Origin of the sequence: Nocardioides sp. YIM B13467 (assembly GCF_042788075.1) — a bacterium.
Taxonomy (GTDB): Bacteria; Actinomycetota; Actinomycetes; order Propionibacteriales; family Nocardioidaceae; genus Nocardioides.
The window spans coordinates 16,536-32,911 of record NZ_JBHZPJ010000013.1; the positions used below are offsets into that span (position 1 = coordinate 16,536).

Below are 16,376 nucleotides of genomic sequence, written 5' to 3' on the forward strand. Positions count from 1 at the left end.
GGTCACTCCGGGCTATAGCGGCTGGCGGCCTCACGCGCTCGCGCGTCCTCCAGACGCCGCCGGATCTCGGAGCGGTGCTCCCGGTCGCGCCGGGCCCGTTCGAGCGCCTCGGCGCGGGCGGCGGAGTCGAGGCGCGACAACAGCGCGCGGGCGTTGCGCTCGTCCTCGCGCGCGGGCAGCTGCCCGTTCCACAGCAGGAAGGTCCGCGCCGCCTCCTCCCGGCGCTCGGACTCCTCGACCCAGCGTTGCGGTTCGACGACCGAGGCCAGGCGCAGCGAGAGCGTCACCAGCGTCCGGTCGAACCGGTCCTCGCGCAGCGCGGCCGAGAACGGCCCCGCCAGCTCCTGCGAGGCGATCAGCCACAGGACGACGCCGGCTCCCTGGCGTGCGACCGCCTTCCCGGTCGCGGCGACCCTCCGGGCAGCGGCGATGAACCGCCCGTCGGAGGTGTCGAGCACGTCCCCGGCCAGCGCCACGATGTCGACGGCGTCGTCGAGGAACCACGACGGCGTGGTCGAGATCCGGGCCATCACCTCGTCGACCGACGGTCCCGGCGCCAGCCCGTTCCAGGCGGCGTCGAGGTCGAGCTCCTCGTCGAGCCAGGCCTCGAACAGCTCCTCGTCAGCCAATGCTCGCTCCCTTCGCTGTGCCTGCTGCTGGATAGCCGGCGATCCGGGCGGCGAGGGCTGCGCATGCCGCGGGCGCCTGCATCACGTCCGGGATCTCGGCGACGTCGTAGCCGAGCCGCTCGGCCTGCTCGCGGGCCTGCCCGCGCCAGTGTCCGATGATCATCAGTGACCCGGTGTCGATCACGCGCCGCACGGCGGGGGCCACGTCGGCGTACTCCTCCTGGCCGCGGCCCAGGAACGTGTCGAGCCCGGCGTCGGAGAGGACGACGAGGTGGCGCTGTCCCTCGGCCGGCCGCTCCGCTGATGGTCTCGGGCTCCGCTTCGACAATGTCTCGGGATAGCGGGCACGCAAGAGGTCCAAGGGGAAGGTCGTGCCGCCGCCGAAGTAGGTGGTCAGCTGGCGCATGATCTCGACCCGGTCGCGCGTGTAGGCGCTGTCGCCGGCGACCTGCCCGGCCGAGCTCCACGAGGTGACCCGCACCCGCCCACCTCCGCGCAGCACCGAGAGCGACAGGATCGTGCCGGCGACGATCGCGGCCGAACCGCGCTGCGGGTTCGTCATCGACCCCGAGGAGTCGAGGTAGAGATCGAGCAGGACCGGCTCGTACGCCGGCTCGGGCTCGTCCGCGATGGACGTACGCCGCCGCGTGGTCACTCCCGGCACGAACACCGCGCCCGTGGTCAGCGTCGCCGGCCAGTCCAGGTCGGCCAGGTCGTCGCCGAGCTCCCACTCCTCAAGAGGACCGGGGATCGCGGGCCCGGCGGGAGCGAGCCCGCGCTGGACCAGGGGTGCGACGTGTGGGCGGGCCTCGGCCTCGTACCAGGCGGCCATCACCGCGTTGGGGTCAGCGCCGGCCATCAGCTCCAGCGTTCGGGCCAGCCCGAGCGCCTGCCCGCTGCCGTCGGAGGCGGCCGCGGCGGCGTCGCCGTCGGCGAGGACGACCTCGGCGTCGTCGGGGTGCACCAACGGCTTCTGCAGCCGTGGGTCGCCGATCGCTCCGGCGAGCTCGGCCGCGCTGGGCGCACCCGGCGAGTCCTCATGGCACCCGCTGCTCTTGAAGCCCAACAGCAGGTAAGGCGCCATCACCATCGCCCAGGGCACCGCGCCGCTGACCGGATCGGCGGCGAGCGTACGCACCACGTCGGCCACCGTCGTCGCGTCGTGAGCAGGGTCGAGGCCGGCTCGCGGGTCGTACTCGAGCTCGGCGACCTCCCGTTTGGCCTGGTAGACCTCGTTCCGCTGCTTCGACTTCGAGCCGTGCAGGCGGCGCCGGGCGTTGCGGAGCTGTTGCTCGTAGTCCGTCCTCCACCGTGTCGGCGGCTCGGGCCAAGCCAGGTCGCCCTCGGGGAGTCGCCAGAGGAGCTCGTACGCCCGCTGTACCACCCACCACAGCTCGTTGTCCTCCGCGCCGCGCAGACCCTTGGCCAGCGAAGGCGCGGCGAGGGCCCGGGTGAGCTGCACCATGTCGGGGGTCTCGTCCGGGGCGAGCCGGGCCCGCTGCAGCTGCATCACCCGGTCGTTGATCAGCATGTCGGACCACAGGTTGGCGCAGAACCCGCTCGAGGCGACCAGGTCGAGGTGGTGCTGCCGGTCGTAGAGGTCGATCACCCGCGCCATCTGCTGACGGATCTTCAGCGAGTCGACCCGGGTGCTCGGGGAGAGCACGTGGTGGCCGATCTCGTGAGCGAAGACGCTGGTCAGATGCCCTTCTCCGCCGTGGCGGGCGAGCTCGCCGGGGTCGACGTTGACCTCCGGTGGAAACCCGAACCAGGCGAAGCTGCCCTCGTTGGAGCGGGTGTGCACGACCGGGTCATGGAGATCCACGCCCCACAGGTCGAGGGCCGCCTCCCAGGCCTCGCGCTCCGCCGCGGTCGGCGCTCTCACCCGGCCTCCCGCACGACCTCGAGCAGGTAGGACGTGGGCACGCTGACCACCCGGACGCCGGGGCCGCCGGGGCCGCCGGGGCCGCCGGGGCCGCCGGGGCCGCCGGTGTCCGCCGGGTCGTCGCCGGCCAGCGAGACCGAGTGGCCGAACAGGTCGGCGTCCACCGCCCACAGCTCCTCGCCGACCTCCACCAGCCACCGTCCCTCACCCGCCGCGATGACGTCGCCCGGGTGTGCCAACCAGGGTCCGCCGAGCCCGGCGAAACCGCCGATCCGGGCGATCAGATAGGCACGGCCGAGCTGCTGCCAGGCGGGCCAGAAGAACCGGTCCGTACGCTGCCCCTCGACGAATCCGGCGACGTCGGCACCCGGCATCCCGAGCGCCGCGCCGACCGCGTCCGCGAGCCCGGCGTCGAGACAGGACGACGCCGCTCTGAGGGCGTCCTTGCGCAGCCCGATGACTCCCGCACGCCAGGCGGCCACGGCGGCCAGCTCCTGGACCGCCGCGGTCTCGCGCACGCGCGAACCCGCGGCCAGCCCGGCCGCCAGGGAGGCGCCGAAGAGCCCGGTGTCCCCGCCCCAGCGGGCGACATTGGCAACGGCCAGCTCCAGGTCGAGCCCGAGGACGGCAGGCAACCCGCCCGGCTGCCGAGCCACCGAGGCGTTCACCGAGTGCCCAGGACGCCGGATCATGAACCCTCCAGCCAGTGGAGGTAGTTGGAGTAGCGCTGGTGGAGATACTTCAGCGCGACCAGGTCGTCGTAGTCGCGGCCGTAGATCTTGCCGACCTTCGAGATCCGGCGGACCTCCGACTCGATCCGGGTCAGCCGCTGCGAGACGGTCAGCCGGTCGAGCCCGTCCAGCCCGCCCCCGAGCTCGGCGAGCAGGTCGCCGACGGGATCGGCAGCGTCGAGGCCGAGCGCGACGAACTGCTTCATCGCGGTGTCGAAGAGGTCGACGAGCCAGGAGGCCGGGTCGTGGGCGAGCTCCTTGTCGCCGGCCTCGAACCGCGGGTGCTGCGGGTTGGGCAGCAGCTTCCCGCGGAGCACGAACGGCACCATGGCGCGCACGTCGTCGAGCCCCACGGACGAGGCACCGCGGAACCAAGCCGATGCCTTGGCGTACAGGATCAGGGTCTGCAGTGCCCGCACGGAGAGTCCGTTCAGGGTCTGCGCGCCGAGGTCGACGACCAGGTCGGCGCCGGAGTTGGCGTCGATGACCGCGCTCACGTCCCCGCCGGCGGTCGCGACGACGTCCTTGGTGCGGTACTCGAACCGCCGCCCGCCGTGCTGCACGAACTCGAACTGCCCGGTGAAGTACTCCAGCTTCCGGCGTACGTCCGCGGGCAGCGGCACCGCCCGGATGGCGGCAAGCATCGTCGACTGCTCGTCGGAGGAGAAGACGAGGGAGGACGGCACGTGCTCCTCCGGCCGCTCACCGGCCTCGACCCGGGTGACCAGCTCGTCGAAGAAGCGGCCGTTGAAGCCGAACGCCTGCACGGTGACGTCGAGCCGGTCCTTGAGGGCCTGGATGACCTGGAACGTCCCGCCGCCGGAGTCGTCGTTGGCAGTGAAGAACCAGCTCTCCACACCCTTCTCAGGCGCCGTCCGGCGCAGCTGGTCGTGGCTCTCCACGTAGCCCTCGGCGACCATGGTGAGCAGCGCCGACTGGGTCTTGGTCGGGATGCGGTTGTACTCGTCGACGATCTTGACCTTCTGGGTCAGCCACGACTTCCAGGCGATCGTGATCTCCGCCAGCGACCCGGCGGCGACGAGGTCGCGCGGCAGCGGCAGCCCGACCAGGTCCGACACGGTCAGCTGCGGCTGCCCCTGCTGGAGGTGGCGGCGTACGTCTTCCGGAGTCGCCCCGGACAGCACCCCCATCAGCACCGCGAGCGTCGTCTTGCCGCGGCCCGGGCCGCCGATCATCAGGCACTTCCCGCCGACCGCGAAGGTGAGCAGCGGCAGCAGCACGTTGGAGGAGTAGGCCGGCTGGGTCGGCAGCGTGATCTCCGCGCCGGCATCGCCGAGCGGGAACCGGTTGGCCTTCGCGGCGTCGAACTCGACGTCGTAGAACGGCGAGATCACCGCCTTGTTGACCAGCCAGAAATACGTACGCCGCAGCTTCTCGTCCAGCTCGACGGTCTCGTCCGGGGACCGGAAGAGGTCGGCGGCGGTGAGCCCGTCGCGGGGCCCGCCGTGGTGGACGTGCGGCACGGTCGGCGAGGCCGAGGTCTTCTGCCAGCGGTCGCTCATCTACCCAGCTCCTCCAGTGACGGGCCGATCCGGTTGCTTCGCCCGAGCAGCGGCTCGAGGAACTCTGTGGTGGCGACGAGCCGCTCCTGCACGCTGCCGCGGACCTCGAGCCAGGGCACCGGCTGCTCGGCCAGCACCTCGCGGAACCGCGCCTGCATCCCGCTCCGCACATGCTCGCCATCGCGCATCCCATCCTGCACGAACGGGATCTCGTCCCCGGTCAGGACGTAGGCGACGGGCGCGTGCTCCGCAGCGCGCTGGACCAGGTGATCGGGGGTCGGGCCGACGTAGCGCTCATGCCACAGCGTCGTCGCCAATACGTCGGTGTCGCAGACCAGGACCGGCTTCGGCACCCGTCTGCGGGCGGCGTCCTCCCAGCCGATCTGCCGGTCGACGATGAGGTCGAACTCGTCGCTGCGCCAGGGGGTGAACAGGCCGCCGGGGCGGATCTCCGACCAGAGCCGGCCGTACTCCGGGACGCAGTGGGTGCCCAGGTCGGCGGCGAGTCTCTCGGCCAGCGTCGTGGTCCCGGTCGACTCCGCGCCGAGCACCACCACCCGCTCGGTGAGCCAGGCGCGGACCGGAGCCGGCAGCTCGGCCCAGTGCTCGGTCAGGTCGGGCCGTACGGCGGTGCCGGAGACGGGATTGAACACCCGGCCGGGATCGACCTGGACCCACGTCGCGTCCAGGCGCCGGGCGAGCTCCTCGCCGTAGGCGTCGGAGGAGAAGACCGCGTCGACCGGGGCCGGGAGCAGCTCGGAGATTACGACCATGTGCTCGTCCCACGCGGCCGGGTCGTCGAAGTCGACCCGGGCCTCGTCCATCGCGGCGACCACGTGGGCGGTCGGGTGCTCCTCGCGCAGCCACTCCGCGCGCACCTCGAGCGGGATGGTCTCCACCTGCGAGCCGAGGAGCTCGACGGTGACCCTGTCGCACGCCCGCAGAGCCGCGCGGATGAGCGCCTGGTGGCCGGCGTGGAACGGGTAGAACTTCCCGAGCACCAGGCCGTGACCGAAGGTCTTCTCAGCTAGGTAGGGCTCAGACACTCGCGACCTCCGGCTCGCGCTGGCCGACCAGCACCCGGCGCCAGTCCCGCAGCGCGACCAGGACGATCACGCAGAAGCCTAGATAGAGCACCGCGGTCGGCCACAGCCCCTTGTAGGCGTACAGACCGACGGAGACGACGTCGACCGCCAGCCAGACCAGCCAGCACTGCCACCAGCGGCGGTTGAGCATGATCTGCGCGATCACGCTGCCCGCGGTCACCGCGGCGTCGGGGAGCTCGGTCGTGGAGTCGGTGAAGGCGAACAGGACGTACGCGATCGCCGCCAGCGCCACCACGAACCCCAGCGCCAGGAGCAGCAGCGTGCGCGCCGAGGCGACCCCGACGAACGCCTCGTCACGGCGCAGGTGCGCCTCCGACTCCCGTCGCCGGGCCACGGCCCAGTCGACCCAGCCGGTCACCGAGAGCACCATGAACATGATCTGCAGCGCCGCGTCGGCGTAGAGCGCACTTTCGGCGAAGACGACCAGGTAGAGCGCGGTGTTCGCGATCCCGATCGGATACGTCCACATGCTCCGCCGCGCCGCCAGGATCACGCACGCCGCCCCGGTGACGACCCCCGCGATCTCGACCCAGTGCGCCACCAACCAACTCTGCATGGCCGAACCCTATGGGACGCGAAGGGCCCGGATGCTCGGGTTGAGCATCCGGGCCCTTCGGGGCGGTAGGAATCCCCGGTTAACCGGGGAAACCTGCACTTCTCAGGTGTTGCAATGCCAGAGAAGTGCAGGGATACCCTGTTAACCGGGTATCCCTGCAGCAGCTCAGTGGCTGACCGCCGCCTTGGCGTCGACGATGCCGGCGCCGTAGAAGCCGTTCGGGGCCTCGCCACCCTCACAGGTGTGGGTCGAGGTCGCCGTCGTGCCGTTGGGCAGGTGGCGTACGTAGGTGAAGTCCGCCGGGACGGGGCAGGCCTTGTCGGTGGCCGACTTCAGCAGGATCTTCTCGACCTTGAACGGCGAGAGGGTCTTGCCGGAGCGGTCGTGCTTGCCGTACTCGCCGACGATCAGCGCGGCCACACCAGCAGCGTGCGGGGAGGCCATCGAGGTGCCCTGCAGGTACTGGTAGTAGGAGCACTCGCCGCTGGAGCAGTCCGAGACCGCCCACGGCACCAGGACCTCGCCGGTCGCCGGGTCGATCGCGCCCTCGGCCACACCCAGGTCGTACGGGTAGGCGGCCAGGATGGTCGCGGCGAAGTCGCGCGTGCCGTCGGCGGTGTCGTACGCATCCCCACCAGGCGCCGCGACGTCGACGAAGCCGTCGCCGTAGCTGGAGTAGTAGGACTTGCGCTCGGACGGACCGGTGGAGCTGACCGCGATGACCCCGTTGCCCTCGGTGGGCATCGAGACGCACGACTCCGGGTCGAGCAGGTCACGGACGTAGGCGGCCTCGCCGGGCTCGCTGGCGTAGTCGGGGCTGCTCGCGTCGGTCTGCGGCTTGGTGTAGTCGATCGCCTGGTTGCCGGCGGCCGCGACGAGGGTGACGCCACGCGCGCGGGCGTAGTCGAGGGCACGCTGCATCGCGGTGATGATCGTGACCTGCTCGGCCTGGTCCGCGGCCGAGTCGGCCGGGTGGTTGGTGCAGTTGAACAGCCACGGGTCGACGTAGTAGCTCATGTTGACCACGTCGATGCCGTTGCGGCCGGCGTAGGTCAGCGCGTCGACCGACGGCTGCAGGAAGAAGTAGCCGGAGTCCTGGCCGGCGCGCAGGTTGACGATGTCGGCCTGCGGGGCGACGCCGGAGATGCCGACGCCGTTGACCGGCGAGGCGATGGTCGAGGCGACGTGGGTGCCGTGGCCGTTCTCGTCGACGTCGGCCGCGTCGCTGCAGGACGCGTCGGGCTCGTCCTCACACGGACCGTCGACCACGGCGCCGTTGGCGTCGACCGGGATGTCGGTGGTGAAGTTGCGGCTCAGCCTCGCGTCGAAGTTGGGCGCGATGTCGGGGTGCGACCCGTCGACACCGGTGTCCAGGATGCCGACGCGGACACCCTTGCCGCGCTCGGTCTTGTTGGCCGCGGCGGCGTCGATCTGCTTCATGTCCCACTGCAGACCGGAGAGCGGCTCGGTCTTGCCCTTGGGCTTCGGCGCCTTGGGCCCGGTGCCCTTGGTGCCGCTGCGGAACTCGGTCTCGACCTTCGACACCTCCTGCTTGCGGGCCTTGCTGGCCGCGTCAGGAGTCGTGGCGCCCACGATCCTGTCCTGGGCCGCGCCGACGAGGGCCTTCGAGGCGTTGGCCGCCTCGGCGAATCCCTCACCCGCGGTCACCGTCGCGACTCCGATGGCACTGTTCTCCGAGACGATCTCGCCCCCCGCGGCCTTCACCGCGGCACGGGCGCTGGCGGCCGAGGATCCCTCGGCATATGCCACGACATAGCGGACCTCCTGGTCAGAGGTGGCGTTGCCCGAGTTCGCCATGACGAGGGTGCCGGTGACCCCCAGCGCGACTGCGGCCGCGCCTGTCAACAACCTACGCATGCTGTCTCCATTCCTGGATTCGGTGGTCGAGATTGTCGGGACCACCCGCTGCCATGGCCCTTGTCGGCCCGACAGTGGGCCCAGCATGCCCTAGTCGGCATCGTGTCGAACAGGGTTTGGAGGCAGCATCCACCCATAATTAGGTTTGTGAGTGAGTGCTCACTCACTTACCCTTGTCCACGTGGACGAACGACGTACGCGGGCCAAGCCGATTCCCGCAGCCGACCGGCGCGCCGCGATCATCGCGGCGACCGAGACGCTGCTGATCGAGCACGGCACGGCGACAACGAGCAGGCTCATCGCCGAGGCGGCCGGAGTCGCCGAAGGCACGATCTTCCGGCACTTCCGCGACAAGCGGGAGCTCTACCGGGCGGTCGCCGAGAACGTCTTCGACCCGACCAGGGGCGGCGACTCCATGGCGGAGGTGGTGGAGGGCAAGGCCGACATCGAGGACAAGCTCCGTGCCGTCATCGACCTGCTCGCCGCGACGTCGCAGCGCGGCCTCCTCGTCATGATGGCCGTGCGCTCGGCCGTGACGGAGGAGCCGGACCCCGAGGGCGTACGTCATCCGCCCGGTCCTCCGAAGTTCCTCATCGAGGCCAACAAGGCCCTCATCGACAACCTGACGAGGCTCGTCTTCGAGCCGCACGTGAACGAGCTGCGGCTCCCGCCGCGAAAGGCCGCGCTGGTGCTGCGCAGCCTCACGATCGGGGCTTGGCTCCCCGGTCTGAACCGAACGAACCAGCCGTTGAGCAGCGAGGACGTCATCGACGTGCTGCTCGGCGGGATTCTTATCAGGCACAGCTGACCAGAGAGACCCCTGAATGCTTCTCCGACTGCTTAGGGACTACCTGCTCCCGTACAAGAGATTCCTGGTCGTCATCGCGATCCTGCAGCTCCTCTCGACCTCGGCCTTCATGCTGCTGCCCAGCCTGAACGCCGACATCATCGACAAGGGCGTGGCCGAGGGCGACACCGGTTACATCATGAGGATCGGCGCGATCATGCTCGGCGTCGCGCTGGTGCAGATCCTCGCGTCGATCGTCAGCGTCTACTTCGCCGCCCGTAGCTCGATGAGCTTCGGTCGCGACCTGCGGGCGGCGATCTTCGCGAAGGTCGGCTCCTTCAGCGCTCGCGAGGTCGGCCGCTTCGGCGCCCCGTCGCTGATCACCCGGACCACGAACGACGTCCAGCAGGTCCAGATGCTCGCCGTGCTCACCTGCACCCTCGCGGTGATGGTGCCGATGATGATGGTCGGCGGCGTCGCGATGGCGATCCGCGTGGACGCCGGGCTCTCCTGGCTGCTCGCGGTCGTCATCCCCGTGCTGCTCATCTCCATGACCGTGGTCGTCCGCGGCATGGTCCCCAACTTCCGCAAGGTGCAGGAGCGCATCGACGCGGTCAACCGCATCCTGCGCGAGCAGATCACCGGCATCCGGGTGATCCGGGCGTTCGTACGCGAGCGTCAGGAGACCGAGCGCTTCGCGAAGGCCAACGATGAGCTCACCGACGTCGCGCTGCGGGCCGGGCGCTGGATGTCGACGATGTTCCCGCTGATGATGCTGGTCATCAACGTCGCCAGCGTCGCAGTGATCTGGTTCGGCGGCATCCGGGTCGACAACGGGTTGATGCAGGTCGGCCCGCTGACCGCCTTCCTGCAGTACCTGATGCAGATCCTGATGTCGATCATGATGGGCACCTTCATGCTCATGCAGGTCCCGCGCGCCGCCGTCTGCGCCGACCGCATCGCCGAGGTCCTCGACACCGAGACCAGCGTGACCCCGCCGGCGGCGGGCGTCACCGAGATCTACCGGCACGGGCACGTCGACCTGACCGGAGCCGGCTTCACCTACCCCGGCGCCGACCACCCCGTCCTCCACGACCTCACCTTCGAGGCCAGGCCCGGGCAGACCGTCGCGATCATCGGCTCCACCGGTGCCGGCAAGACGACCCTCCTGGGCCTCATCCCGCGGCTCTTCGACGCGACGGCCGGTGTCGTCCGCGTGGGTGGGATCGACGTACGCGACCTCGACCCGGCCACCCTGCGCAGCTCCCTCGGGCTGGTGCCGCAGAAGGCCTTCCTCTTCACCGGCACCGTCCGCTCCAACCTGCTCCACGGCAAGCCGGACGCCACCGACGAGGAGCTCTGGCACGCCCTCGAGGTCGCCCAGGCGCGTGACTTCGTGGAGCGGATGGCTCCAGAGGACGGCACCGGCCTCGACGCCGAGATCGACCAGGGCGGCACCAACGTCTCCGGTGGTCAGCGGCAACGTCTGGCCATCGCCCGGGCGCTGGTGAGGAGGCCCGACATCTATCTCTTCGACGATTCCTTCTCCGCGCTCGACGTTGCCACCGACGCCCGGCTCCGCGCCGCGCTCGCCCCCGAGACCCGCAACGCCACGGTCATCGTGGTCGCCCAGCGGGTTTCCACGATCCGCGACGCCGACAAGATCCTCGTCCTCGAGGACGGCGCCATCGTCGGCGAGGGCACCCACGAGGAGCTCCTCGCCGGCAACGCCACCTACCAGGAGATCGTCTCCTCCCAGCTCAGCGCAGAGGAGGCCGCGGCATGAGCGACCAGACGAACGGCCAGACAGATGGCCGGACAGATGGCCAGATGAAGAAGACCGAGCGGATCGTACGTCCCCAGGGCGGCCTCGGCCCGATGGGCGCGGGCGGCGCGGTGGGGGACAAGGCGATGAACTTCGTCCCCTCGGCCAGGCGGCTGCTGCGCCGGATGGCGCCCTACAAGGTCCATGCCTTCGCCACCATCGGCCTGGCCGCTATCAGCGTCACCCTGATGTCGCTCGGACCGTGGCTGCTGGGCAGGGCGACCAACATCATCTTCGGCGGCGTCTTCTCCAGGGAGTTGCCGGCGGGGGTCACCCAGGAGGAGGCGGTCGAGGGTCTGCGTGCCCAGGGCGACGACAAGCTCGCCGACATGCTCTCCGGGATGGAGTACGTCACCCCGGGCCAAGGCGTCGACTTCGACGCGCTGCGCAGCGCGCTGCTGGTGGTGCTCGCCGTCTACCTCGTCGCCTCCCTGCTCTCCTTCGTGCAGGGCTGGATCCTCAACTCGGTCGTCCAGGGCACCGTGAAGGGCCTGCGCGAGGACGTCGAGAAGAAGGTCCACAGCGTCCCGCTGTCCTACTTCGACAAGCAGCCGCGAGGCGAGCTGCTCAGCCGGGTCACCAACGACATCGACAACATCAGCCAGACCCTGCAGCAGACCTTCAGTCAGGTGCTGACCGCTCTGTTCACGCTGGTCACGGTGCTGTTCATGATGTTCTGGATCAGCCCGGTGCTGGCCCTGATCGCGCTGCTCGCGGTGCCGGTCTCGCTGGTGGTGACCAGCGCGGTGATGAAGCGGTCGCAGGGCCAGTTCGTGGCCCAGTGGCGCCACACCGGCAAGCTCAACGGCCACATCGAGGAGACCTTCTCCGGCCACGACCTGGTCAAGGTCTTCGGGCGTCAGGAGGAGGTCGAGAAGACCTTCGCCGAGGAGAACGACAAGCTCTTCGCCGCATCCTTCAAGGCACAGTTCATCAGCGGGATCCTGATGCCGCTGATGATGTTCGTCGGCAACCTGATGTTCGTGGTGGTCTGCGTGGTCGGGTCCCTCCGCGTCGCCAGCGGCGCGCTGAGTCTCGGTGAGCTGCAGGCCTTCATCCAGTACTCGCGCCAGTTCACCCAGCCCATCACCACCCTCGCCTCGATGATGAACCTGCTCCAGTCGGGCGTCGCCTCGGCCGAGCGGGTCTTCGAGCTGCTCGACGCCGAGGAGCAGACGCCCGATGTCGGCACTCCCCGGACAGGTCTGATCGCCTCGGGCTCCGCTTCGGCATACGGCAGCGGTGCCGGCGAGGTCCGGTTCGAGCACGTGAGCTTCTCCTACGATAAGGACAGGCCGCTCATCGAGGACCTGTCCCTGGTGGCCCGTCCTGGGCAGACCGTCGCGATCGTCGGCCCCACCGGTGCAGGCAAGACCACCCTGGTCAACCTGATCATGAGGTTCTACGAGCTCGATGCCGGCCAGATCACCCTCGACGGCGTCGACATCGCCTCGATTCCCCGTTCCGACCTGCGCGAACGCACGGGCATGGTGCTCCAGGACACCTGGCTCTTCGAGGGCACGATCCGCGACAACATCCGCTACGGCCGGCCGGACGCGACCGAGGAGGAGCTCCTCGAGGCGGCCCGGGCGACGTACGTCGACAGGTTCGTGCACTCGCTGCCGGACGGCTACGACACCCTGATCACCGACGAGGGTGGCAACCTCTCTGCGGGCGAGCGGCAGCTGATCACCATCGCGAGGGCCTTCCTCGCCGAGCCGTCGCTGCTGATCCTCGACGAGGCGACCTCCTCGGTCGACACCCGCACCGAGCTGCTCCTGCAGCACGCCATGGCGGCGCTGCGCTCGGAGCGTACGTCCTTCGTGATCGCCCACCGGCTCTCCACGATCCGCGACGCCGACCTGATCCTGGTCATGCGCGACGGCGCGATCGTCGAGCAGGGCAACCATGCCGAGCTGCTCGAGGCCAAGGGTGCGTACGCCGAGCTCTACCAGTCGCAGTTCAGCCACGCCCTCGTCGAGGAGCCTGCCTGAGAAATAACCCTTTGATCCCGCGATGGCCCGGCGCCTACCGTTGAGCCACACGGGAAAGGAGGTGATCCGATCAGATGAAGAACGATTGGATGCGTGAGGTGGCTGCTCGCTAGCAGCTTCCCCAACTACGGATGGGGGCTGGCAATTCACAAGCAGCCACCCGACCCGCAGGCGTACCGGACTCATCCACCGGGTTGGCCGCCAGGCCCGCCTGCGGGTCGCCCCGTTTTTGCGACTGGCGACAAGTTGCGTTTTGCAACTAATCCGACGTACATTGGTTGCCGATGTTCAACCAATTCGCGTGAGAGCCGAGTCCCACTTGTCAGAGTCCCAGCAGTCCTCGCAGGCCATCGCGGCGCCGCAGATGACCCACCGCCAGATCATGGAGGTCCTCTCCGGCCTTCTGATGGCGCTCTTCGTCGCCATGCTGTCCGGTACGTCGGTCGCCAACGCCCTGCCGCGGATCGTCACCGACCTCGGCGGCACCCAGGGTGGCTACACCTGGATCGTCGTCTCGAGCATGCTGGCGATGACCGCGACGATGCCGATCTGGGGCAAGCTCGCCGACCTCTACAACAAGAAGGTGCTGGTCCAGGCCGCGCTCGGCCTCTTCATCGTCGGATCGGCGATCTGTGGTCTGGCGCCGTCGATGCCGGTGATCATCACCGGCCGGGTCATCGCCGGCCTCGGCATGGGCGGCATCATTGCATTGATCCAGGTGATCATCGCGACGATCGTCTCCCCGCGTGAGCGCGGTCGCTACTCGGGATACATCGGCGCGGTCTTCGCCCTGGCCACGGTCATCGGGCCGCTCGTCGGCGGCGTGATCGTCGACTCCCCGCTGGGCTGGCCCGGCGTCTTCTACGTCGGCGTGCCGTTCGCGGTGGTCGCCTTCATCCTGCTCCAGAAGACCCTGCACCTCCCGCACGTACGCCGCGAGGTCAGCATCGACTACCTCGGCGCATTCCTGCTGGTCGCCGGCGTCTCCACGCTGCTGATCTGGGTCACCCTGGGCGGCGACTCCTTCGCGTGGACCTCGCCGATGTCGTACGCCCTGGTCGCCGGCAGCGTCCTGGTGCTGGCCCTCGCGATCCTGGTCGAGGGCAGGTTCGCCAAGGAGCCGATCATCCCGCTGCGCCTCTTCCGCGACCGCACGATGATCCTCTCCACCCTCGCCTCGTTCTTCGTCGGTGCCGGGATGTTCGGGGCGACGGTCTACCTGCAGCAGTACTTCCAGACCGCCCGCGGGATGACGCCGACCCACGCCGGGCTGATGTCGATCTGCATGGTGCTCGGACTCTCCGGTGCCGGAATGGTCACCGGACGCCTGATCAGCTCCACCGGACGCTGGAAGCGCTACCTGATCTTCGGCGGCGTCATGCTGCCGATCGGGCTCTACCTGCTCAGCACGATCGACGAACACACCAACCTGGCCCTGGTCGGCGCCTTCATGGCCATCCTCGGTCTCGGTGTCGGTGCCACCAACCAGAACCTCGTCCTCGCGGTGCAGAACAACCTCGACAACAAGGACATGGGCGCCGGGTCCTCGGTCGTCGCGTTCTTCCGGTCGATGGGCGGCTCGATGGGCATCGCGGCGCTCGGCGCCGTGCTCTCCCACCGGGTCGAGGACGTCATCACCGACGGCATCCCCGAGCTGGTGGCCAGCGGAAAGGTCACCCCTGAGGAACTCCAGAGGCTGCAGGGCGGCGGCCTCGCCGACCCGGCGAGCATGCCCAGCGCGGTGCAGGCCCTCTACGAGCACGCCTTCGCCGTCGCCACCGCCGATCTCTTCCTGGTGGCCATCCCGTGCGCGGTCATCGCGCTGGTTGCGATCCTGGGTATCAAGGAGGTTCCGCTCAAGACTACGATCGAGGACCTCGCTGACGATGAGATCGCTCCTGAGGTCGCCGCGGGGCTCGAGGCGGGGGGAGCGGGCCGGAGATGACAGGGATGACAGCCATGGACAACGCCGCCCAGGGCGAGCAGTTCGAGGACGGTCCTCGCGGTGAGTCGCTCAGCCGGCTCGAGTCCGAGGTCGGCGTGCTCGTGTGGAGGGCCAAGCGGGCGATGAAGGCACGCGGCCGGATGCTCCACCCGGATCTGCCGCCCGGTGGTTACATGATGCTGACCTGGATCGCCGAACGTGGCCCGGTGCGCGCTTCCGCGCTGGTCGACGGACTCGGGATCGACAAGGGTGCGGTCAGCCGGATGGTGCAGGCCATGATCGACCTGAACCTGCTCCAGCGCCATCCCGATCCCGAGGACGGGCGGGCCAGCCTCGTCTCGGTGACCGCTGACGCCCGCGAGGGGCTCGAGCGGGTGGCCCGGGAGCGTCGCGTACGTTTCAACGACCGGCTGGCCGACTGGAGTCTCGACGACATCGACCGGCTCAGCGCTATGCTTTCCAGATACAACGAAGCCCTAGAACCCCAGGGCTCCTAGGGGATCGCGCCGCGATGATCTCTCCTGCAGGCCGACGTCGTTCGGGACACACCCTGCTGGGTTCGGTTTTTCTGACTGATTCAAGGATGTAGGATTAGCCCGTGAGCGATCTCATCGATACCACCGAGATGTACCTCCGCACGATCTACGAGCTGGTCGAAGAGGGAATCGTTCCGCTGCGCGCCCGCATCGCCGAGCGCCTGCACCAGTCCGGCCCCACGGTCTCCCAGACCGTCGCCCGGATGGAGCGCGACGGTCTGCTCACCGTCGAGGGTGACCGCCACCTGCAGCTCACCGACGAGGGCCTTCGCCTGGCCACCCGGGTGATGCGCAAGCACCGCCTCGCCGAGCGGCTGCTGACCGACGTCATCGGCCTCGACTGGGAGCTCGTCCACGAGGAGGCGTGCCGCTGGGAGCACGTCATGTCGGACACCGTCGAGAAGCGACTGCTCGACCTGCTCGGCGACCCGACCGAGTCGCCCTACGGCAACCCGATCCCCGGTCTCGACGAGCTCGGCGGCAAGCCCGCCGACGAGGACTTCATGGCCGGCGTCCAGTCGCTCACCGCCGCGGCGAGCTCCGAGCGCGCCACCGTCCTGGTGCGCCGCATCTCCGAGGAGATGCAGAAGGACGAGTCGCTGATGAGCGCCCTGCGCCGGGTCGGCGCGACCCCGGACCAGACCGTCGCGATCAAGGCGACCCCCGACGGGGTCATGCTCGGCTCCGGTGGGGAGACCGCGGAGATCATCCCCGAGGCCGCGGACCACATCTTCGTAAAGGCGCTCTGACCCGCAGGTTCGCGTTGGTCGGCTCCACGAGTCGTCTTCGGTGTGTCAACGCTGTGTCTACTTCGAGCCCACTCTTGTAACCGCGGGTGAAATTCTCTCGACGTCGGCAGATTCTGGCACATGACTCTGGACCGATTACGCCATAGATGCTTAAGTTTGAAGTGCAAGGCCTGCTGGAGGCCCGTTATCGATGTGGGCTTCGGCAGTTGTCATGTCGAGACTTGCGGGGGTC

At 69.2% G+C, this 16,376-nt stretch carries 13 protein-coding genes; 6 read left to right on the forward strand and 7 right to left on the reverse strand.

Annotated features, from left to right (window positions below):
• Positions 1 to 2: 2 nt before the first annotated feature.
• The 7 genes from ACFX43_RS03565 to ACFX43_RS03595 all read right to left on the reverse strand — a co-directional run bounded on the left by ACFX43_RS03565 (position 3) and on the right by ACFX43_RS03595 (position 8,308).
• A complete protein-coding gene (locus ACFX43_RS03565; protein WP_378817106.1) occupies positions 3 to 629 on the reverse strand; it encodes a hypothetical protein in 627 nt (208 codons plus the stop codon).
• On the reverse strand, positions 622 to 2,514 hold the full coding sequence (locus tag ACFX43_RS03570; RefSeq protein ID WP_378817108.1) for a hypothetical protein: 1,893 nt from the start codon (positions 2,512 to 2,514) through the stop codon (positions 622 to 624). The genes ACFX43_RS03565 and ACFX43_RS03570 overlap by 8 nt, the downstream gene beginning before the upstream one ends.
• Entirely contained in the window at positions 2,511 to 3,206 is a 696-nt protein-coding gene (locus tag ACFX43_RS03575) for a hypothetical protein (protein ID WP_378817110.1), read from the reverse strand. The genes ACFX43_RS03570 and ACFX43_RS03575 overlap by 4 nt, the downstream gene beginning before the upstream one ends.
• A complete protein-coding gene (locus ACFX43_RS03580) occupies positions 3,203 to 4,768 on the reverse strand; it encodes a hypothetical protein (protein ID WP_378817111.1) in 1,566 nt (521 codons plus the stop codon). Before ACFX43_RS03580 ends, ACFX43_RS03575 begins: the two co-directional genes overlap by 4 nt.
• Positions 4,765 to 5,814 (reverse strand): AAA family ATPase, encoded by a 1,050-nt coding sequence (locus tag ACFX43_RS03585; RefSeq protein WP_378817114.1) that lies wholly within the window; start codon positions 5,812 to 5,814, stop codon positions 4,765 to 4,767. Before ACFX43_RS03585 ends, ACFX43_RS03580 begins: the two co-directional genes overlap by 4 nt.
• Positions 5,807 to 6,430, reverse strand: coding sequence for a nicotinamide riboside transporter PnuC (gene pnuC, locus ACFX43_RS03590; protein WP_378817116.1), 624 nt, complete (start codon positions 6,428 to 6,430; stop codon positions 5,807 to 5,809). Before pnuC ends, ACFX43_RS03585 begins: the two co-directional genes overlap by 8 nt.
• A 165-nt stretch (positions 6,431 to 6,595) precedes the next feature.
• Complete coding sequence (locus ACFX43_RS03595; protein WP_378817119.1) at positions 6,596 to 8,308, reverse strand: S8 family serine peptidase; 1,713 nt, start codon at positions 8,306 to 8,308, stop codon at positions 6,596 to 6,598.
• 181 nt (positions 8,309 to 8,489) lie between these two features.
• Between ACFX43_RS03595 and ACFX43_RS03600 the strand changes: the two genes are divergently transcribed.
• From ACFX43_RS03600 to ACFX43_RS03625, 6 genes are all read left to right on the forward strand, one after another.
• Positions 8,490 to 9,116: a TetR/AcrR family transcriptional regulator gene (locus tag ACFX43_RS03600; protein ID WP_378817121.1), complete on the forward strand. Its 627-nt coding sequence runs from the start codon at positions 8,490 to 8,492 to the stop codon at positions 9,114 to 9,116.
• A gap of 16 nt (positions 9,117 to 9,132) precedes the next feature.
• Complete coding sequence (locus tag ACFX43_RS03605) at positions 9,133 to 10,881, forward strand: ABC transporter ATP-binding protein (protein ID WP_378817123.1); 1,749 nt, start codon at positions 9,133 to 9,135, stop codon at positions 10,879 to 10,881.
• Positions 10,878 to 12,914: an ABC transporter ATP-binding protein gene (locus ACFX43_RS03610; RefSeq protein WP_378817126.1), complete on the forward strand. Its 2,037-nt coding sequence runs from the start codon at positions 10,878 to 10,880 to the stop codon at positions 12,912 to 12,914. Before ACFX43_RS03605 ends, ACFX43_RS03610 begins: the two co-directional genes overlap by 4 nt.
• 319 nt (positions 12,915 to 13,233) lie before the next feature.
• A complete protein-coding gene (locus ACFX43_RS03615) occupies positions 13,234 to 14,859 on the forward strand; it encodes an MDR family MFS transporter (protein WP_378817128.1) in 1,626 nt (541 codons plus the stop codon).
• 5 nt (positions 14,860 to 14,864) lie between these two features.
• Positions 14,865 to 15,356, forward strand: coding sequence for a MarR family winged helix-turn-helix transcriptional regulator (locus ACFX43_RS03620; protein ID WP_378817130.1), 492 nt, complete (start codon positions 14,865 to 14,867; stop codon positions 15,354 to 15,356).
• A 101-nt stretch (positions 15,357 to 15,457) separates the two neighbouring features.
• Positions 15,458 to 16,144 (forward strand): metal-dependent transcriptional regulator, encoded by a 687-nt coding sequence (locus ACFX43_RS03625; protein WP_141802577.1) that lies wholly within the window; start codon positions 15,458 to 15,460, stop codon positions 16,142 to 16,144.
• Positions 16,145 to 16,376: the final 232 nt, after the last annotated feature.